Source organism: Streptomyces sp. RerS4 (assembly GCF_023515955.1).
GTDB lineage: Bacteria > Actinomycetota > Actinomycetes > Streptomycetales > Streptomycetaceae > Streptomyces.
Map to the genome: position 1 here is coordinate 1,329,125 of NZ_CP097322.1, position 20,014 is coordinate 1,349,138.

At 66.7% G+C, this 20,014-nt stretch carries 14 protein-coding genes, 3 rRNA genes and 1 riboswitch; of the genes, 3 read left to right on the forward strand and 14 right to left on the reverse strand.

From position 1 onward, the window contains the following. Positions 1-98: 98 nt before the first annotated feature. Positions 99-197: riboswitch (glycine riboswitch) on the reverse strand. A gap of 124 nt (positions 198-321) precedes the next feature. Next, the gene (locus tag M4D82_RS06045) at positions 322-696 is read left to right on the forward strand and encodes a PRC-barrel domain-containing protein (RefSeq protein ID WP_249765055.1); all 375 of its coding nucleotides are present in this window, start codon (positions 322-324) and stop codon (positions 694-696) included. Here the strand turns inward: M4D82_RS06045 and M4D82_RS06050 are convergent. The 13 genes from M4D82_RS06050 to M4D82_RS06110 form a co-directional block, all read right to left on the reverse strand. After that, positions 693-2,120, reverse strand: a complete 1,428-nt coding sequence (locus M4D82_RS06050; protein ID WP_249765056.1) for a DNA polymerase IV — start codon at positions 2,118-2,120, stop codon at positions 693-695. The two genes, M4D82_RS06045 and M4D82_RS06050, sit on opposite strands and share 4 nt — an antisense overlap. Positions 2,121-2,168: 48 nt before the next feature. Then, positions 2,169-2,807, reverse strand: a complete 639-nt coding sequence (locus tag M4D82_RS06055; protein ID WP_502988878.1) for a MerR family transcriptional regulator — start codon at positions 2,805-2,807, stop codon at positions 2,169-2,171. A 227-nt stretch (positions 2,808-3,034) separates the two neighbouring features. Continuing rightward, complete coding sequence (locus M4D82_RS06060) at positions 3,035-3,508, reverse strand: bifunctional nuclease family protein (RefSeq protein WP_007262890.1); 474 nt, start codon at positions 3,506-3,508, stop codon at positions 3,035-3,037. Positions 3,509-3,571: 63 nt separating this feature from the next. Further along, a complete protein-coding gene (gene ftsR / locus M4D82_RS06065; RefSeq protein WP_249765057.1) occupies positions 3,572-4,339 on the reverse strand; it encodes a transcriptional regulator FtsR in 768 nt (255 codons plus the stop codon). A gap of 44 nt (positions 4,340-4,383) precedes the next feature. Continuing rightward, positions 4,384-5,325 (reverse strand): FHA domain-containing protein, encoded by a 942-nt coding sequence (locus tag M4D82_RS06070; protein WP_249771510.1) that lies wholly within the window; start codon positions 5,323-5,325, stop codon positions 4,384-4,386. Positions 5,326-5,407: 82 nt separating this feature from the next. Beyond that, positions 5,408-6,211 (reverse strand): DUF881 domain-containing protein, encoded by an 804-nt coding sequence (locus tag M4D82_RS06075; protein WP_249765058.1) that lies wholly within the window; start codon positions 6,209-6,211, stop codon positions 5,408-5,410. Next, on the reverse strand, positions 6,208-6,540 hold the full coding sequence (locus M4D82_RS06080; RefSeq protein ID WP_030158423.1) for a small basic family protein: 333 nt from the start codon (positions 6,538-6,540) through the stop codon (positions 6,208-6,210). The genes M4D82_RS06075 and M4D82_RS06080 overlap by 4 nt, the downstream gene beginning before the upstream one ends. Next, positions 6,537-7,439 (reverse strand): DUF881 domain-containing protein, encoded by a 903-nt coding sequence (locus M4D82_RS06085; protein ID WP_502988879.1) that lies wholly within the window; start codon positions 7,437-7,439, stop codon positions 6,537-6,539. The genes M4D82_RS06080 and M4D82_RS06085 overlap by 4 nt, the downstream gene beginning before the upstream one ends. Positions 7,440-7,557: 118 nt before the next feature. Further along, positions 7,558-10,056 (reverse strand): mannose-1-phosphate guanyltransferase, encoded by a 2,499-nt coding sequence (locus M4D82_RS06090; RefSeq protein WP_249765060.1) that lies wholly within the window; start codon positions 10,054-10,056, stop codon positions 7,558-7,560. A gap of 102 nt (positions 10,057-10,158) precedes the next feature. Next, positions 10,159-10,749, reverse strand: coding sequence for a cardiolipin synthase ClsA (gene clsA / locus M4D82_RS06095; RefSeq protein WP_249765061.1), 591 nt, complete (start codon positions 10,747-10,749; stop codon positions 10,159-10,161). Between the two features lie 128 nt (positions 10,750-10,877). Continuing rightward, positions 10,878-10,994 (reverse strand): 5S ribosomal RNA (rrf, locus tag M4D82_RS06100). Between the two features lie 73 nt (positions 10,995-11,067). Then, positions 11,068-14,184: ribosomal RNA gene (locus M4D82_RS06105) — 23S ribosomal RNA — on the reverse strand. Positions 14,185-14,470: 286 nt separating this feature from the next. Beyond that, a 16S ribosomal RNA gene (locus tag M4D82_RS06110) occupies positions 14,471-15,991 on the reverse strand. Together the 16S, 23S and 5S rRNA genes form the textbook arrangement of a ribosomal RNA operon. A gap of 745 nt (positions 15,992-16,736) precedes the next feature. Here M4D82_RS06110 and M4D82_RS06115 point away from each other — a divergent pair. Then, positions 16,737-17,186 (forward strand): PTS sugar transporter subunit IIA, encoded by a 450-nt coding sequence (locus M4D82_RS06115; RefSeq protein WP_249765062.1) that lies wholly within the window; start codon positions 16,737-16,739, stop codon positions 17,184-17,186. A 75-nt stretch (positions 17,187-17,261) separates the two neighbouring features. After that, on the forward strand, positions 17,262-18,932 hold the full coding sequence (ptsP, locus tag M4D82_RS06120) for a phosphoenolpyruvate--protein phosphotransferase (RefSeq protein ID WP_249765063.1): 1,671 nt from the start codon (positions 17,262-17,264) through the stop codon (positions 18,930-18,932). Positions 18,933-19,001: 69 nt separating this feature from the next. Here ptsP and M4D82_RS06125 read toward each other — a convergent pair whose 3' ends face one another. After that, on the reverse strand, positions 19,002-19,961 hold the full coding sequence (locus M4D82_RS06125) for a DUF8829 domain-containing protein (protein WP_249765064.1): 960 nt from the start codon (positions 19,959-19,961) through the stop codon (positions 19,002-19,004). Positions 19,962-20,014: the final 53 nt, after the last annotated feature.

A 20,014-nucleotide genomic window follows, 5' to 3' on the forward strand; every position in this document is an offset into this window, starting at 1 on the left:
CCCACGGGGGTCACCCGTGCGCTCCGGCTTTCACCGTCGGTGAGGTGCGGAACCGGCGACTGCGTACCCGGTACCCGCCCCTGCTTTCCAGAGTGGCCTCGTCACGTGCGGTACGTATGCCTGAGAGATTCCGGGGAGGATTTGCTCCTTCGGCGCCTCCGTCGAGCTCATTCGGAGGACTCTCCCGCACAGGGTCAACAGCCGTTACCCAGCCTACCAGCGAGGATCTGGGACCTCCCTCGACTGGCCCCCCATCCCGATATGCCCTTCTGTAGTCATTACGGATGAGTTGTGACCCACATGCGACCAGACGGAGGGACCGTGCAGACCGACATCGATCCGCGCAGCCTGATCGGCCGCAAGGCATTCGACCGCAACGGTGCCAAGATCGGCACCGTGGACGAGGTCTACCTCGACGATGCCACGGGAGTACCGGAATGGGCCGCCGTCCGCACCGGGCTCTTCGGCCGGGACGCCTTCGTCCCCCTGGAGCCCAGCGAGGTGGTGGGCGAGACCCTCCGCGTCCCCTTCGATCGTTCCCTGATCAAGGACGCCCCCGACTTCGGGGTCGGCCGCCACCTCTCCCCCGAGCAGGAACTCCAGCTCTACCACCACTACGGGCTGGACGTGACCCTCCCCGACGAGTTCCACCACCCGCCCACCCCGCCGGACCGCCGAAAGCGCGAGCCGCGCTAGGGCGGCGCCCCCTGGTCGTTTCCCCCGCGTCCTACGAGGGGCAGCGGCTCGGAGGACTCCAGCTCGGGGTCGTCCACCCGGAAGGTGCGTACCCGGCCGGGCGGCGATCCGGGCTGCTCGAACCGTACGGTGACCCGCCCGACCCCGCTGCCCTGCACCCAGCCGGGCCCGTACACGGCATGCCGTACGTCGCTCCCCGCCGGCCAGTGCCGCGCGGAGGCCGCCTCCGGCTCCCCGCCCGCCTCCCGGTCCGCACCGGCCTCGGACGCCGCCTCCCCGGCCTCTGCGGCCTCTCCCGGCTCCCCCGTCTCCTCGGGCTCCTGCGCCGTCTCCGCGGCCGTCTGCCCGCCTCCGAGCGCCTGGGCGAACAGGTCCTCCTGGGTGTAGTCGGCGAGGCCCGTCACGCCGACGCCCAGCAGCCGTACCCCGCCCGTGGTGTCGACCCCCTCCAGCAGCCGTGACGCCGCCTCCCGGACGACCGCGGGGTCGTCGGTGGGCCCCCGCAGGGTCTCGGAGCGGGTCAGCGTCGAGAAGTCGTAGCGGCGCACCTTCAAGACGATGGTCCGCCCCGAGTGCCCGGAGGCCCGCAGCCGGACCACGCACCGGTCGGCGAGCCGCTGCACCTCGCCGCGGATCCGCACGCGGTCGTGCAGGTCCACGTCGAAGGTGTCCTCGACGGACACGGACTTCGCGTCGCGCTCCGCCACCACCGGCCGGTCGTCCAGACCGAGCGCCATCCGGTGGAGCCCGACGCCGTGGGCCCGGCCGACCAGGCGCACCAGCTCGTCCTCACCGGCCTCGACCAGCTCCCCCACGGTCGTGATGCCGGCCCGCCGCAGGTGCTCCCCGGTGGCCGGTCCCACCCCGGGCAGGGTCCGTACCGACATCGGGGCGAGCAGCTCCCGCTCGGTGCCGGGCTCGATCAGCAGCAGCCCGTCCGGCTTGGCCTCCTCGGAAGCCACCTTGGCCAGCATCTTCGACCCCGCCAGCCCCACCGAGCCACTGAGCCCGGTCAGGGCCGCGATGTCGGCCCGCAGCCGCTCACCGGTGGCGCGGGCGCTCGCGGCGTCGAAGGCCCGGCCGCCCGCCTCCAGGTCCACGAAGGCCTCGTCCAGGCTGAGGGGCTCCACGAGCGGCGACAGCTCCCGCAGCAGGCCCATGACGAGGTCGCTGACCTGCCGGTAGAGGGTGAAGCGGGGGAAGACGTACGCGCCGTTCGGACACAGCCTGCGCGCCTGCGCCATCGGCATCGCCGAGTGCACGCCGAACCGCCTGGCTTCGTAGGAGGCGGTGGCGACCACCCCGCGCGGCCCCAGCCCGCCGACGATCACGGCCTTCCCCCGCAGACTGGGCTTGGACGCCTGCTCCACGGCAGCGTAGAAGGCATCCATGTCCAGATGGAGGATGGTCGGCGCGTTTCTCACACCCCGATGCTGCCCTACGCCTCTGACAAGGGGCCGCAGCCCCGAGACTCAGCCGGCCCGGTTGCGGCGGGCCGCCAGCTCGTCGGCCGGGTTGTGGCCGATCACGGCCTCGCCGGTGTCCACGCGCTCCCCGTGCAGCTGCGACAGCGCGCTCTCGACGTCGCGCCACACCACGCCCACGGCGATGCCGAAGACGCCCTGCCCGCCCTGGAGGAGGCTGACCACCTGGTCCGGGGAGGTGCATTCGTACACGGTCGCGCCGTCACTCATGAGCGTCATGCGTTCGAGGTCGGAGAAGCCCCGGTCACGCAGGTGCTGGACGGTGGTGCGGATGTTCTGGAGCGCCACACCCGTGTCGAGGAAGCGCTTCACGATCTTGAGGACGACCACGTCGCGGAAGCTGTACAGCCGCTGCGTGCCCGACCCGTACGCCGCTCTCACGCTCGGCTCGACCAGCCCGGTGCGGGCCCAGTAGTCGAGCTGGCGGTAGGTGATGCCGGCCGCGGCGCACGCCGTGGGCCCGCGGTAGCCGACCTGCTCGGGCGCCGCGTCGTCGCTCACCGGTCCGACCGGTGTCGACGCCGGCTGACGGTGCGCGGGACCCGCCGCGCCGCCGTGCATCGGGTACGGCCCGCCGTCACTCCGCGCGGGGGTGCCCCCGGTCGTACCGTCGCCCGTGATCCTCACGCCGACCCTCCGTCCTTGACCTGCCACCTTGAAGGTAGGCAGTGACCAGGGGTGCGTCAACGATCGCCACACTCGGCACGCCGAGTGATAATCACCCTGAGAGTGGTTTCCCGTACCCCATTGCGGGGAAAGGCTACTCGAATGGGCTGAAAGTTCCGGGAGGACGACGCGGCCCGCGTTTCACGACGGGCCGGCTCCCCTGGCCCCACGGCCACGGTGCGCCGCCGCTACTGGGGCCCCGTACCGAAGTCCTCCGGCGAGATCTGGTCGAGGAACTCACGGAACTTCTCCACCTCGTCCTCCTGCTCGTCGGGGATGGCGATTCCGGCGTCGTCCAGCACGCCGTCACTGCCGTAGATCGGCGTCCCCGTCCGCAGGGCCAGCGCTATGGCGTCCGACGGCCTCGCGCTCACCTCGACCCCACTGGCGAAGACCAGCTCCGCGTAGAAGACGCCCTCCCGCAGATCCGTGATGCGGACCTCGGTGAGCTCCTCACCGACCGCCTCCAGCACGTCCTTGAACAGGTCGTGCGTCAGCGGGCGGGCAGGGGCCATGCCCTGCTGCGCGAAGGCAATGGCGGTCGCCTCCCCAGGTCCGATCCAGATGGGGAGGTACCGGTCGCCTCCCACTTCACGCAGGAGCACGATCGGTTGGTTGGAGGGCATTTCCACCCGGACACCCACAACGTCGAGCTCGTTCACACAGCAACCCTAGGACCTGCCCGGCAGGTTTGGGTAGTCGGGGCCCCACCACGCGCCGTCCGGTCAGTGCAACCGGACCCCGAGAGCGGTCTGGACCAAAGCCTCGTGGAGGCGTACGCACAGCCCCGCGAGCTCCCTGGTCGTGGCTTCCGCGTGCGTCCGGGTCTGCGGATTGCGGTGCCGGCGCAGCGGTGCGACGACCTGTTCCACCAGACCGGCCTCGCGGTCCGCGGCCGCTTTCATAGCGCGCAGATGGCGGGGTTCGAGCCCGAATCGACCGAGATCCGCGATCAGGCGGGCCACGGTGACCGCCTCCGCGTCGAATCCACCGCCCGGGGCCTCGCAGATGAGCCCGTACGACTCCCACTCCACGAGCCGTACCTCGTCCACCTCCGCGGCGGCGATCAGCTCGGCGCGCCCCACCCGGGCCACGGCGGGCCGCTCGCCCTCCCCGTGGAGCGGGGACGGCACGGCCGGGTCCACGGACTCCCCGGGCACGGCGGGGGCCGGGATACGGATCTGCTCGCCGCGGTCCAGTGCGTCGAGCTGCTCGCGGATGACCTTCAACGGCAGGTAGTGATCACGCTGCAGACGCAGGATGCGGCCGAGCCGCTCCACGTCCTCGGTGCTGAACTTGCGGTACCCGGAGGGCGTGCGCCGGGGCTCGACGAGCCCCTCCGCCTCCAGGAAGCGGATCTTCGAGATCGTGACCTCGGGAAACTCCTCGCGCAGCGTGGTCAGCACCGTACCGATGCTGACCAGGCGTGCGGCCGAGGCGGCGGGGCCGGCGGTGCCGCCGTGAGGGGCACCACCGGTCGGGGTACGCAGCATGGAACTTTCCCTCCGGGTGCCCCCGGACGGAGTCCGGGGGAGGGTCAGATGCTCCGCAGGCTCGCGTAGAAGACCAGCCGGTACTTGCCGATCTGCACCTCGTCGCCGTTGTGCAGGGCGACGGAGTCGATGGGCTCACGGTTGACGTACGTGCCGTTGAGGCTGCCCACGTCGGAGACGGTGAAGCCGCCCTCCGGGCCCCTGCGGAACTCGACATGCAGCCGGGAGACGGTGACGTCGTCCAGGAAGATGTCGCTCTGCGGGTGGCGCCCCGCCGTGGTCAGCTCGCCGTCCAGCAGGAAGCGGCTGCCGGAGTTGGGGCCGCGCCGAACGATCAGCAGCGCGGAACCGGGCGGCAGCGCCTCCACCGCGGCCTGGGCCTCGGGGGACAGCGAGGACGGCACATGCTGTCCGGACGCCTCGGCCTCGTAGGCCTCCAGGCCCGAGATCGAGATGGTGGACGTGGTCTCCGAGGCACGCTCCGGCGTCAGACCCGGCCGCAGCGGCGCTCCGCAGTTGGAGCAGAACCGGCTGGCCGCATCGCTGCGGTGCCCGCACCTGCTGCAGACCTGCACGGCCGACATGGACGGCTCCTCGCGCCGCGGCTGCCCCGCGGAGGCATTGGTGGCGTACGGGTCGGGAGTAAACCCTCCACCCGCAGTTGAGGTTGATGGTTCACCGAAACCTATGCGTCCGGAACCGGCGGGGTCAACACTCGACGCGCCCTGCGCGCCCGAATTGTCGCCCGCGCCGGCCACCTCGTCCCGGAAGAGCGGTCGGTCGCCCTGACCTTCCGCTTCTCCCTGTCCCGCACGGTGGCGCGCGCCACCGCTTTCCTCGCGGTTCTTCTTGCCGAACAACTTCTCAAACAACTTCACGGGCGATTCCCCTTGACCGAAACAGACCCGCCCGTGGGGCAGGACGAACTCTGCATGCACACACCTGCCGACCCGGACATACTCACAACGTCCGTAACCACCAGACAGTTTCCACCACGCACCGCGACTTCGGTGCGTCGACCCCCCGCAGGCGTCCGCCCGCGTGAGCCGGTCCACATCCCGCCCCGCCTCACGGCGATGACGACCGAGCGTAGTCAGGCTGCTTCGCAGCCCGCAAGGCATCCACAACGATCTTCGCCGACCGTGTGACGGTCACGCCCGCCTGTTCCTTCTCCAACGTCTGCACGACACCGCCCGGGATGTTGAGCGCGGGCTCCAGATCCTGCGGCTTGCCGATGACCTTGAACTCATAGGGCTGTGTGATCTTCTTACCGTCGATCCCGATCCCACCGCCCTCGTCCGAGAAGTACGACCCCGCCACGACGCGCACGCCGTTGATCTGGATCGCCTCGGCCCCGGCCGCCCGCAGCTCCTGCAACGTGTCCAGCAGCTGGTCGGACCGCACCTGACCCTTCGGGTCGGTGATCCGCAACGTGATCCCCGGCCCCTGCGCAGCTACCGTACCGGCCAGGATGCCCAGTTGGCGCTCCTTCTCCACGGTCTGCCGCCGCGCCTCCTCGGCCTGGTCGGAGCTGTTCTCCAGCTCCTTGCGCTGCGCGTCCAGCTGCTGCTTCTCGTCCTCCAGGCGCTTGGTGCGCCCGTCCAGCTCGTCCAGGATCCGTACGAGGTCCTCCTGACGGGCCCCGCGCAGGGGCGCGCTGGAGTCGCTGTTGGACCGGACCTGGATCGCCAGCCCGAGGCCCAGGACGAACAGCAGCAACGCGACGATCAGTTGGGCCCGGCTCAGCCGCGGCGGCCACAGACCGGCCGCCAGCCGCTGCCGACCCGTCCGCGGCGGCTCCACGTGATCGACGGGCTCCACGGGCTTCCCTGGCCGCCCGGACGGGGTGTTGTCCGCATTCATCGGCCTCACGCCCTGAAGACGTGCCGGCGGATGGCCGCGGCGTTGGAGAAGATCCGGATGCCGAGGACGACGACCACGCCCGTCGACAGCTGCGAGCCGACGCCCAGCTTGTCACCGAGGAAGACGATCAGCGCGGCCACGACCACGTTCGACAGGAACGACACCACGAAGACCTTGTCGACGAAGATCCCGTCCAGCATCGCGCGCAGCCCCCCGAACACCGCGTCCAACGCGGCGACCACGGCGATCGGCAGATACGGCTCCACCACGGCCGGCACTTCGGGCCGCACCAGCAGCCCGACCACCACTCCGGCCACGAGGCCCAGTACCGCGATCACGATGCACCCTTCTTCGGCTCTGCCGCTGTGGCAGTTCGTACGGTCAGGCTGGAGGCGGCCGGCAACTTCAGCTCGTCCACCGCGGACAGGTTGGCACGGATCCCGTAGCTCTCCTGCAACACGTGCAGGTACTGCCCGTCCAGCGAGTCCTGGAAGGTGGTGCCGAGCCGCTTCTTGTCCCCGATCGCGAGGACCTCGTAAGGCGGCACCAGAGGCCTGTTGTCGACCAGTATCGCGTCACCGGCTGCCCTGATCGCCGACAGCGCCGTCAGCCGCTGCCCGTTGATCGAGATCGCCTCGGCGCCCGACTGCCAGAGCCCGTTGACGATCCTCTGCATGTCCCGGTCGCGCAACCGGCCGGTGTCCGAGAACCCGCTGCTCTCGCGTGGTCCCCCACCACTGGAGGAAGATCCCTTCGCGTCGTCCACTTCCAACCTGACGCCGGGACCGCGCACCTCGGTTGCACCGGACAGCGAAGCCACCAGCTGCCCCTGCCCACCACCCTGCTGCCTGAGCACGGCACGCTGCCGGTCGGCGACCTCCGAACGCAGCCGGTCGACGTCCCGCTCCAGCCCGTCGGCGTGCGCGTCGGCCCGCTCCACCCGCTCGATCAGCTCCTGGCGCTCCTTGGCCAGCACCGGCGCCGCCACCCGCGCCTGGGCGGCACCCAACGTGACCACCATCGCCGCCAGGACCAGCCCTGCGGCCAGCGCCAGCTTGGCCTTCAGGGTGCGCGGCAAACCCGCCGTACCGTCCGCCTCACGCCGCGCAGTCGCTTCCGCATAGCCCTCGTCGAGGCTGTGGTCCATCACATGGGTCAGCAGCGACATGGAGGCGTCCGGGCGCGCGGGCGGACCGGCAGAACTCCGGTTGTGGGGCGGCTGCGACATGTCCCACATCGTCGCATGTCGGCACCGCCCGTACCCAATGCGTCCGTACGGCGGGCCGGGACGGGGTCACTCCCCGCACCCGGCCCGCCGGACATCTCCTACGGGGCACTCGGCCCCCTCACCGCCGTCAGTGCTGCCCGGCGCCGTCCACGACCGCCGCCCACTCATCGAGCAGCGCCTGCGCGGACGCGTCGTCGGGGCCCTCCGCCCACAGGTGCGTGACCGCCTCCGCCGGGTCCGGCAGGACCAGCGCCCACCGCCCGTCGGCCTCGACCACGCGCACCCCGTCGGTGGTGTCGACCTGCCGGTCGCCGGCGGCCTCCACGACCCGCCGCATGACGAGGCCCTTCGCCGCCCACGGCGTCGGCACGTCCCGCTTGATCACGTGGGCGCGCGGGATCCGCGCGTCGATCTGGCTCAGGGTGAGCTGCGTACGCGCCACCAGCCCGATCAACTGCACGAACGCCGCCGACCCGTCGAAGACACTGCTGAACTCGGGAACGATGAACCCGCCCCGACCGTCTCCACCGAAGATGGTCGTCTCCTCACGACCGACCCGGGTGAGGTCGTCCGGCGAGGTCGTCGTCCACTCCACCTGCGTGCCGTGGTAGGCGGCCACCTGCTCGGCCACGCGCGTCGTCGTCACCGGCAGCGCCACCTTGCCGCTGCGCTTCTCGGCGGCCACCAGATCGAGGAGGACGAGCAGCGCCCGGTCGTCCTCGATGATCCGCCCTCGTTCGTCCACGAGGGAGATCCGCTCGCCCACCGGGTCGAACCGCACCCCGAAGGCCGCCCGCGCCGACGCCACGATCTCCCCGAGCCGGACCAGCCCGGCCCGCCGCGACTCCCGGCTCTCCGTCGGCCTGGACTCGTCCAGCCCGGGGTTGATCGTCAGCGCGTCCACCCCGAGCCGGCCGAGCAGGCTCGGCAGGACGAGGCCGGCGCTGCCGTTCGAGGCGTCGACCACGACCTTGAGGCCTGCGTCGGCGATCCCGGTGGTGTCCACCCGCCGCAGCAGCGAGCCCGTGTACGAGTCGAAGACGCTCGACGGGAACTGCAGGTCACCGATCTCCCCGGGGAACGCGCGCCGGTACTCCTGGCGCGCGTACACGCGGTCCAGCTTGCGCTGCTGCGCCTGCGAGAGGTCCGCGCCGCGCTCGTCGAGGAACATGATGTCCACGGAGTCCGGCACCCCGGGCGAGGTCCTGATCATGATGCCGCCGGCGGCCCCGCGGGCCGTCTGCTGGCGCGCCACGGGCAGCGGCACGTTCTCCAGGTCACGGACGTCGATGGCGCTGGCCTGGAGCGCCGAGATGACGGCCCGCTTGAGCGCGCGGGCACCTCGGGAGTGGTCGCGGGCGGTGGTGACGATCGCGCCCTTCTTCAACGTCGTCGCGTAGGCGCCCGCCAGCTTCACCACCAGCTCGGGGGTGATCTCCACGTTCAGGATCCCGGAGACGCCGCGCGCACCGAAGAGGTGCGCCTGGCCCCGGGACTCCCAGATGACGGACGTGTTGACGAACGCGCCGGCCTCGACCGTCTTGAACGGGTACACGCGCACGTTGCCCTGGACGATGGATTCCTCGCCCACCAGGCACTCGTCGCCGATGACCGCGCCGTCCTCGATCCGCGCGGCCCGCATGATGTCGGTGTTCTTGCCGATGACGCAACCGCGCAGGTTGCTGTGCGGCCCGATGTACACGTTGTCGTGGACGACGGCCTTGTGCAGGAAGGCCCCGCTCTTGACGACCACGTTCGACCCGACGACGGTGTGCTCGCGGATCTCGACGCCGGCCTCGACCTTGGCGTAATCCCCGACGTACAGCGGACCGCGCAGCACCGCGTCGGGGCTCACCTCGGCCCCTTCGGCGATCCACACCCCGGGCGAGATCTCGAAGCCGTCCATGTCGACCTGGACCTTGCCTTCGAGTACGTCGGCCTGCGCCTTGACGTAGCTCTCGTGCGTGCCCACGTCCTCCCAGTAGCCCTCGGCCACGTAGCCGTAGATCGGCCGGCCTTCCTTCATCAGCTGCGGGAAGACGTCGCCGGACCAGTCGACGGAGACGTCCGGGTCGACGTAGTTGAAGATTTCCGGCTCCATCACGTAGATGCCGGTGTTGATGGTGTCCGAGAACACCTGCCCCCACGTCGGCTTCTCAAGGAAGCGCTCGACCTTTCCTTCCTCGTCCACGATGGTGATGCCGAATTCCAACGGATTCGGTACCCGTGTGAGGCACACCGTGACGAGTGCGCCCTTCTCCTTGTGGAATTCGATGAGATCGGTGAGATCGAAGTCGGTGAGCGCGTCGCCGGAAATGACGAGGAACGTGTCGTCCTTCAGTGCCTCCTCGGCGTTCTTCACGCTGCCGGCGGTGCCGAGTGGCTTCTCCTCATTGGCATAGGAGAGCTCCATACCGAGCTCCTCGCCGTCACCGAAGTAGTTCTTGACGAGCGACGCCAGGAACTGGACGGTGACGACGGTCTCGCTGAGCCCATGGCGCTTGAGCAGCCTGAGCACATGCTCCATGATCGGCCGGTTCGCCACCGGCAGGAGCGGCTTGGGCATGCTTGAGGTCATGGGGCGAAGCCGCGTACCTTCGCCACCGGCCATCACGACGGCCTTCATGTCGGAAGAGTCCTCCTAGAGAGATGACGGTCCAGCCGACCTCACCCATCTCGGACGGTGACTCCCGCTACTCCTCCGCGTCAGTACCGGCGCCGAGTGAGCTCAATCGGCCGTGGCGTCCGCCTTGAGCAGACGGCGGACTTGCACCACGTAAAGGATTCCTGCCCACCAATAGAGGGTTGTACCCCAACCCGCGAACGCCCATCCGAAAACGGACGCCATCCAGGCGAGCCAACCCGTGCCGTCGCTGAGCAACAGGAGGGGGAACGCGTACATCAGGTTGAAGGTGGCGGCCTTGCCGAGGAAGTTGACCTGGGGCGGCGGATAGCCGTGCCGCCGCAGCATCCACACCATGACCAGCAACATTGCGTCCCGGGCGAGCAGCGCCGCGGTCAGCCACAGCGGCAGGATCTCGCGCCAGGTCAGTCCGAAGAGCGTGGTCAGCACGTAGAGCCGGTCCGCGGCCGGGTCCAACAGACGGCCGAGATTGCTGATCTGATTCCAGCGGCGCGCGAGTTTTCCGTCGAGGTAGTCGCTGATCCCACTGAACATCAGGACGGCCAGAGCCCACCCGTCGTGCCCGGCCAGGATCAGCCAGAGGAACAACGGCACGCCGGCGAGGCGGGCCATGCTCAGGATGTTCGGAATGGTGAAAATTCGGTCAGTCTGGACCCGAGTCTCCTGGACCTCCACCCGGGGGCCTCCACTGTGACTGTAGAAAGTATCGAACCGATGCCTCCTGACCCTACAGGAGTTCGCGACCGGCCCCGGAACGCAGAAAAGCCCCGCACCAGAAGGTGCGGGGCTTTCCCACAATGATTGTTCGGCGGCGTCCTACTCTCCCACAGGGTCCCCCCTGCAGTACCATCGGCGCTGAAAGGCTTAGCTTCCGGGTTCGGAATGTAACCGGGCGTTTCCCTAACGCTATGACCACCGAAACACTATGAAGTTAACCAACCGGGCAATATCACGGTCGTTACTTCAGAACTAACACAGTGGACGCGAGCAACTGAGGACAAGCCCTCGGCCTATTAGTACCAGTCAGCTCCACCCGTTACCGGGCTTCCACATCTGGCCTATCAACCCAGTCGTCTACTGGGAGCCTTACCCTCTCAAGGAGGTGGGAATACTCATCTTGAAGCAGGCTTCCCGCTTAGATGCTTTCAGCGGTTATCCCTCCCGAACGTAGCCAACCAGCCATGCCCTTGGCAGGACAACTGGCACACCAGAGGTTCGTCCGTCCCGGTCCTCTCGTACTAGGGACAGCCCTTCTCAATATTCCTACGCGCACAGCGGATAGGGACCGAACTGTCTCACGACGTTCTAAACCCAGCTCGCGTACCGCTTTAATGGGCGAACAGCCCAACCCTTGGGACCGACTCCAGCCCCAGGATGCGACGAGCCGACATCGAGGTGCCAAACCATCCCGTCGATATGGACTCTTGGGGAAGATCAGCCTGTTATCCCCGGGGTACCTTTTATCCGTTGAGCGACGGCGCTTCCACAAGCCACCGCCGGATCACTAGTCCCGACTTTCGTCCCTGCTCGACCCGTCGGTCTCACAGTCAAGCTCCCTTGTGCACTTACACTCAACACCTGATTGCCAACCAGGCTGAGGGAACCTTTGGGCGCCTCCGTTACCCTTTGGGAGGCAACCGCCCCAGTTAAACTACCCATCAGACACTGTCCCTGATCCGGATCACGGACCGAGGTTAGACATCCAGCACGACCAGAGTGGTATTTCAACGGCGACTCCACCATGACTGGCGTCACGGCTTCAAAGTCTCCCACCTATCCTACACAAGCCGAACCGAACACCAATATCAAACTGTAGTAAAGGTCCCGGGGTCTTTCCGTCCTGCTGCGCGAAACGAGCATCTTTACTCGTAGTGCAATTTCACCGGGCCTATGGTTGAGACAGTCGAGAAGTCGTTACGCCATTCGTGCAGGTCGGAACTTACCCGACAAGGAATTTCGCTACCTTAGGATGGTTATAGTTACCACCGCCGTTTACTGGCGCTTAAGTTCTCAGCTTCGCAACCCCGAAAGGTCACTAACCGGTCCCCTTAACGTTCCAGCACCGGGCAGGCGTCAGTCCGTATACATCGCCTTACGGCTTCGCACGGACCTGTGTTTTTAGTAAACAGTCGCTTCTCGCTGGTCTCTGCGGCCACCCCCAGCTCAAGCAGCAAGTGCTATCACCAGTGATGGCCCCCCTTCTCCCGAAGTTACGGGGGCATTTTGCCGAGTTCCTTAACCATAGTTCACCCGAACGCCTCGGTATTCTCTACCTGACCACCTGAGTCGGTTTAGGGTACGGGCCGCCATGAAACTCGCTAGAGGCTTTTCTCGACAGCATAGGATCATCCACTTCACCACAATCGGCTCGGCATCAGGTCTCAGCCTTGTATGAGGGACGGATTTGCCTACCCTCGGCCTACACCCTTACCCGGGACAACCACCGCCCGGGTTGGACTACCTTCCTGCGTCACCCCATCGCTTACCTACTACCACCTTGGGCGGCGGCTCCACCACTTTCCATTCCCGAAGGGTCCGGAACGGCTTCACGGCCTTAGCATCAGAGGATTCGATATTGGGCGTTTCAAAGCGGGTACCGGAATATCAACCGGTTGTCCATCGACTACGCCTGTCGGCCTCGCCTTAGGTCCCGACTTACCCTGGGCAGATCAGCTTGACCCAGGAACCCTTAGTCAATCGGCGCACACGTTTCTCACGTGTGTATCGCTACTCATGCCTGCATTCTCACTCGTGAACCGTCCACAACTAGCTTCCGCTGCTGCTTCACCCGGCACACGACGCTCCCTACCCATCACAGCGGGCGTTGGCCCTATAGCTGCAATGACACGACTTCGGCGGTACGCTTGAGCCCCGCTACATTGTCGGCGCGGAATCACTTGACCAGTGAGCTATTGCGCACTCTTTCAAGGGTGGCTGCTTCTAAGCCAACCTCCTGGTTGTCTCTGCGACTCCACATCCTTTCCCACTTAGCGTACGCTTAGGGGCCTTAGTCGATGCTCTGGGCTGTTTCCCTCTCGACCATGGAGCTTATCCCCCACAGTCTCACTGCCGTGCTCTCACTTACCGGCATTCGGAGTTTGGCTAAGGTCAGTAACCCGGTAGGGCCCATCGCCTATCCAGTGCTCTACCTCCGGCAAGAAACACACGACGCTGCACCTAAATGCATTTCGGGGAGAACCAGCTATCACGGAGTTTGATTGGCCTTTCACCCCTAACCACAGGTCATCCCCCAGGTTTTCAACCCTGGTGGGTTCGGTCCTCCACGAAGTCTTACCTCCGCTTCAACCTGCCCATGGCTAGATCACTCCGCTTCGGGTCTAGAGCGTGCAACTCAATCGCCCTGTTCGGACTCGCTTTCGCTACGGCTTCCCCACACGGGTTAACCTCGCTACACACCGCTAACTCGCAGGCTCATTCTTCAAAAGGCACGCAGTCACGACCCATTGGGTAAACCCAATGAGCGACGCTCCCACGGCTTGTAGGCACACGGTTTCAGGTACTATTTCACTCCGCTCCCGCGGTACTTTTCACCATTCCCTCACGGTACTATCCGCTATCGGTCACCAGGGAATATTTAGGCTTAGCGGGTGGTCCCGCCAGATTCACACGGGATTTCTCGGGCCCCGTGCTACTTGGGAGATGAGCAAGCAAGCCGCTGATGTTTCGTCTACGGGGTCTTACCTCTACGCCGGACCTTTCGCATGTCCTTCGACTACATCAACGGTTTCTGACTCGCCTCACGGCCGGCAGACCGTGAAAGCTCATTCCCACAACCCCGCATGCGCAACCCCTGCCGGGTCTCACACACATACGGTTTGGCCTCATCCGGTTTCGCTCGCCACTACTCCCGGAATCACGGTTGTTTTCTCTTCCTGAGGGTACTGAGATGTTTCACTTCCCCTCGTTCCCTCCACATGCCCTATGTGTTCAGGCATGGGTGACAGCCCATGACGACTGCCGGGTTTCCCCATTCGGACACCCCCGGATCAAAGCTCAGTTGGCAGCTCCCCGGGGCCTATCGCGGCCTCTCACGTCCTTCATCGGTTCCTGGTGCCAAGGCATCCACCGTGCGCCCTTAAAAACTTGGCCACAGATGCTCGCGTCCACTGTGTAGTTCTCAAGCAACGACCAGCCACCCATCACCCTGCACTCGAAGAGTCCAGGTTCACTGGGGCCGGCATCGCGAAGATAAGACCTTACGGCCGTACCCTCAGACACCCAACAACGTGCCAGGCACGATCCCCCGTCAGTGACTCACTTTCCACGCCGAAGCAGTACTCGTGATCCATCCGGAAAACCGTGCCAAATAATCAACGTTCCACCCATGAGCTGACCGTGCAGAACGTTTGTCTGCAATCGGTACTGTGCTCCTTAGAAAGGAGGTGATCCAGCCGCACCTTCCGGTACGGCTACCTTGTTACGACTTCGTCCCAATCGCCAGTCCCACCTTCGACAGCTCCCTCCCTTACGGGTTGGGCCACCGGCTTCGGGTGTTACCGACTTTCGTGACGTGACGGGCGGTGTGTACAAGGCCCGGGAACGTATTCACCGCAGCAATGCTGATCTGCGATTACTAGCGACTCCGACTTCATGGGGTCGAGTTGCAGACCCCAATCCGAACTGAGACCGGCTTTTTGAGATTCGCTCCACCTCACGGTATCGCAGCTCATTGTACCGGCCATTGTAGCACGTGTGCAGCCCAAGACATAAGGGGCATGATGACTTGACGTCGTCCCCACCTTCCTCCGAGTTGACCCGGCGGTCTCCTGTGAGTCCCCATCACCCCGAAGGGCATGCTGGCAACACAGGACAAGGGTTGCGCTCGTTGCGGACTTAACCCAACATCTCACGACACGAGCTGACGACAGCCATGCACCACCTGTATACCGACCACAAGGGGGGCACTATCTCTAATGCTTTCCGGTATATGTCAAGCCTTGGTAAGGTTCTTCGCGTTGCGTCGAATTAAGCCACATGCTCCGCCGCTTGTGCGGGCCCCCGTCAATTCCTTTGAGTTTTAGCCTTGCGGCCGTACTCCCCAGGCGGGGAACTTAATGCGTTAGCTGCGGCACCGACGACGTGGAATGTCGCCAACACCTAGTTCCCAACGTTTACGGCGTGGACTACCAGGGTATCTAATCCTGTTCGCTCCCCACGCTTTCGCTCCTCAGCGTCAGTAATGGCCCAGAGATCCGCCTTCGCCACCGGTGTTCCTCCTGATATCTGCGCATTTCACCGCTACACCAGGAATTCCGATCTCCCTACCACACTCTAGCTAGCCCGTATCGAATGCAGACCCGAGGTTAAGCCTCGGGCTTTCACATCCGACGTGACAAGCCGCCTACGAGCTCTTTACGCCCAATAATTCCGGACAACGCTTGCGCCCTACGTATTACCGCGGCTGCTGGCACGTAGTTAGCCGGCGCTTCTTCTGCAGGTACCGTCACTTTCGCTTCTTCCCTGCTGAAAGAGGTTTACAACCCGAAGGCCGTCATCCTCACGCGGCGTCGCTGCATCAGGCTTTCGCCCATTGTGCAATATTCCCCACTGCTGCCTCCCGTAGGAGTCTGGGCCGTGTCTCAGTCCCAGTGTGGCCGGTCGCCCTCTCAGGCCGGCTACCCGTCGTCGCCTTGGTAGGCCATTACCCCACCAACAAGCTGATAGGCCGCGGGCTCATCCTTCACCGCCGGAGCTTTCCACCGCAGGAGATGCCTCCCGCAGTCGTATCCGGTATTAGACCCCGTTTCCAGGGCTTGTCCCAGAGTGAAGGGCAGATTGCCCACGTGTTACTCACCCGTTCGCCACTAATCCACCCCGAAGGGCTTCATCGTTCGACTTGCATGTGTTAAGCACGCCGCCAGCGTTCGTCCTGAGCCAGGATCAAACTCTCCATGAATGTTTACCGGTAATCCGGTGCACACACACGTTGAGCGGGCCAGTCATGTCGGAATAAGACCGACTGACCACTGCGTCCTCGCTGTGTTTGGTTGCCTGCCAGTGCCCGAAGGCCTCGCAGGTCTTTTTCAAAGGAACCTCATCCACCGGAGTGGACGGGGTATCAACTTCTGGCGTTGATTTTTGGCACGCTGTTGAGTTCTCAAGGAACGGACGCTTCCTTTGTACTCACCCTCGCGGGTTTTCCTCCGGGCTTTCGTTCTGTGTTCTTGCGTTTCCGACTCTATCAGACTCTTTCGTGTCCGATTTCCTCGGTGCTTTCGAGGTTCTGCGCTTTCACGCTTTCCCTTTCCGGCGATCCCGACTCTATCAGCGTTCTTCAGGCTCTCCGACCACTCGCTTCCTTTGTCTGCCGAAATGGCATACGAAAGAGGGTGGATATTGAAGATCGAGATGGGTGCTGTTCGAGCGAGGAGTCCCGTCCATCCGCTGTTCGCGAGATGTTCACGCGGCACGTCCTGGCGGGAGTCACGAGAGTACCTCGCCGGCGGTGGGCAGGCAAATCGAATCACGCGTATGGTCTAGTCCACCGGTCTAGTCCACTAGTGTCCGTCCCGAAGGGCCAGCCCGGATCGGGATCAACATCGGGCGAACCCGAACATCAAGTGACATATCCTTCTGGCGAGTACGCCGTTCGCGACACGTAGTGACCGGCGACACGAAGCCCCACCCCCTGGGAGGCCCCCATGACCAGCGTGACGTCCCCACTTGCCGGGCGTGCGATCGGACTCGCGGCAGTGCCCGATCCGGTGTTCTCCGGCGCGATGGTGGGACCGGGCACCGCCATTGATCCCGTACGCGAGCCCTCGGAGGCGGTGGCCCCCGTCGACGGTGTGGTCGTCTCCCTTCACCCGCACGCGTACGTCGTCGTCGACGGCGAGGGCCACGGCGTGCTCACGCACCTCGGGATCGACACCGTCCAGCTCAACGGCGAGGGCTTCGAGCTCCTCGTCAACAAGGGCGACACCGTGACCCGCGGCCAGGCCGTCATCCGCTGGAACCCGCAGGCCGTCGAGGACGCCGGCAAGTCGCCGATCTGCCCCGTCGTGGCCCTGGAGGCCACCGCCGACTCCCTCGGTGACGTGAACGAGGACGGGGACGTCAAGGCCGGAGACGTCCTCTTCAGCTGGCAGTGACGCGACCGCCCCACACGGGCGGGTCGGACATCCACCGCGGCGGCTGGGCCCGCCGCTCAATCGGAGACGGGTGAAATGGAGACAACGCTGCGAGGCGTCGGCGTGAGTCACGGTGTGGCGATCGGCGAGGTGCGGCACATGGGCACGGCGGTTCTCGAACCGCCGGCCAAGCAGATCACCGCGGACGAGGCGGAGCGCGAACAGGGGCGCGCTCGTCAGGCCGTGGAGGCGGTGTCGGCCGACCTGATCGCGCGTGGCCAGTTGGCCGGTGGCGAGGCCCAGCACGTGCTGGAGGCGCAGGCGATGATCGCCACGGACCCCGAGCTGATGGCGGACGTGGATCGGCGCATCGCCGTGGGCAGCACCGCCGAACGCGGTGTCTACGACGCCTTCGCCGCCTACCGCGACCTGCTCGCGGGGGCCGGCGAGTACATGGCCGGGCGGGTGGCCGACCTGGACGACGTGCGCAACCGCATCGTCGCGCGGCTGCTGGGCGTGCCGATGCCGGGCGTGCCGGACAGTGACGAGCCGTACGTGCTGATCGCGCGGGACCTGGCCCCCGCCGACACGGCGCTGCTCGACCCCGCGCTGGTGCTCGGTTTCGTCACGGAGGAGGGCGGTCCGACCAGCCACAGCGCGATCCTCGCGCGGGCGCTGGGCGTGCCGGCCATCGTGGCGCTGCCGGGTGCCGGTGAGATCGCCGAGGGGACGGTCATCGCCGTCGACGGCAGCACCGGCGACCTGTTCGTCGAGCCGACGGCCGAGAAGCGGGCCGAGCTGGAGGCCGCGGCCGCCGAGCGGAAGGCGGCGCTGGCCGCCTCCTCCGGTCCGGGTGCGACCTCCGACGGTCACAAGGTGCCGCTGCTGGCCAATGTCGGCGGTCCCGCTGACGTGCCGGCGGCCGTGGAGGCCGGGGCCGAGGGTGTGGGCCTCTTCCGGACCGAGTTCCTCTTCCTGGACGACAGCAAGAAGGCGCCGTCCGAGGAGAAGCAGATCGAGTCGTACCGCAAGGTGCTGGAGGCCTTCCCGGAGGGCCGTGTGGTGGTGCGGGTGCTGGACGCCGGCGCCGACAAGCCGCTGGACTTCCTGACGCCGGGCGACGAGCCGAACCCGGCGCTGGGCGTGCGGGGGCTGCGTACCCTGCTCGACCACCCGGACGTGCTGCGTACGCAGCTCACCGCGCTGGCCAAGGCCGCCGAGGGGCTGCCGGTCTACCTTGAGGTCATGGCCCCGATGGTGGCCGACCGGATCGACGCCAAGGCCTTCGCCGACGCCTGCCGTGAGGCGGGGCTGCGGGCGAAGTTCGGCGCGATGGTGGAGATCCCCTCGGCCGCGCTGCGGGCGCGCTCGATCCTTCAGGAGGTCGAGTTCCTTTCGCTGGGGACCAACGACCTCGCGCAGTACGCCTTCGCCGCCGACCGTCAGGTGGGTGCGGTGTCCCGGCTTCAGGACCCGTGGCAGCCGGCGCTGCTCGACCTGATCGCCATGTCGGCGGAGGCCGCCCGTGCCGAGGGCAAGAGCTGTGGCGTGTGTGGCGAGGCCGCTTCGGACCCGCTGCTGGCGTGCGTACTGACCGGTCTGGGTGTCACCTCCCTGTCGATGGGTGCCGCCTCGATCCCGTACGTGCGGGCGACGCTGGCCAAGTACACGCTGGCCCAGTGTGAGCGCGCGGCCGCGGCCGCGCGCGCCGCCGACACGGCGGAAGAGGCCCGTGTGGCCGCGCAGGCGGTGCTGTCCGGCGAGTAGTCGGGCGGGCGCGTTTCGCCGATCGAGGGGCCTTCGCCGGTGGCGGGGGCCCCTCGGTCGTTCGCGCGCCTACTCCGCCCCGTGGTGGCGGTCCGGCGGCTCGACCTCCCAGCCGGGGCAGTAGGTGACGCCCGGTTCGGGGGGTACGGGCTCGCCGGTGTCGGCGTCCGTGCAGTAGGCGTCGAACACGGCCGCCGCCGTGAGGGGGAGCAGGCGGCCGCGGTCGAGGCGCCAGCCGTGGACGCGGTCCTCGAAGTCCTCGGTGGTGCTGCGCAGGACGAGTCCTCCGGCGCCGCCGAGGGCGAGGCCGGCGGCGAGGACGGTGGTGAAGTCGAGGCCTTCGCGGCCGTCGACGCGCGGTGGGGCCTGTGGTGTGTCGGGGACCTGGGCGTGCAGCACCGCGACGAGTTGTTCGGCGCGGGCCGGGACGCTGCAGACGAGGTGGTGGTGGCCGGGGCCGGCGCCGGCGACGAGGCGGCGGAGCAGTTCGGCGGCCCGTTCGAGGCAGGCGCGGCCGATGTCCTCGCCGCAGTCGGCGCAGGGGCCGGCCGTGCCGAGCAGGCTGGTCGCGTACTCCCAGGTGGCCTGGCGGACGGCTTCGTCGACGAGGAGCGGGAGCAGTTCCTCGATGGGTTGGCCGGTGTAGGGGAGGGCGGCGGCGCTCGCGGCGAGTTCCGCGGTGAAGCGGGTGCGGGTGTCGGAGGTGTCGGGGTCGAGGCCGTGGTCGGCGCAGTAGTCGGCGTACTCGTCGGGGTCGAAGAGGGCGACGGTGGTGTGGATGCCCTGGGCCGCGAGGGAGCGGAGCAGGGCGTCCATGTGGGTCAGGTAGTCGTGATGGTCCTCGAAGGTGAAGCTGCGGTAGTCGCGCATGGCCGCGAAGTCCCCGGCGTCGGCGAGGAGGCCGACGGTGCTGGGGACCTCGCGGCGCAGTTCACGGCGGCGGCGGGAGGCGGTGCTCCCGGAGCGCTTGGCGGTGCGGGACGAGGACGAGGTGGATGGTGTGTCCGGCGTACCGGGCGTGCCCTTCATGGTTCCCCCTGAGTGGTGCGAGCACGGCGATGACTTGCTCACTCAGAGTAATC

What these genes read in the sequence shown, in the direction of transcription:
- ftsR (WP_249765057.1), bottom strand. Translation starts at nt 4,339, where the DNA reads ATGCTGCGTACCCCGACCGGTGGTGCCCCTCACGGCGGCACCGCCGGC.
- M4D82_RS06085 (WP_502988879.1), bottom strand. Translation starts at nt 7,439, where the DNA reads ATGTGGGACATGTCGCAGCCGCCCCACAACCGGAGTTCTGCCGGTCCG.
- M4D82_RS06090 (WP_249765060.1), bottom strand. Translation starts at nt 10,056, where the DNA reads ATGAAGGCCGTCGTGATGGCCGGTGGCGAAGGTACGCGGCTTCGCCCC.
- M4D82_RS06115 (WP_249765062.1), top strand. Translation starts at nt 16,737, where the DNA reads ATGACCAGCGTGACGTCCCCACTTGCCGGGCGTGCGATCGGACTCGCG.
- ptsP (WP_249765063.1), top strand. Translation starts at nt 17,262, where the DNA reads ATGGAGACAACGCTGCGAGGCGTCGGCGTGAGTCACGGTGTGGCGATC.
- M4D82_RS06125 (WP_249765064.1), bottom strand. Translation starts at nt 19,961, where the DNA reads ATGAAGGGCACGCCCGGTACGCCGGACACACCATCCACCTCGTCCTCG.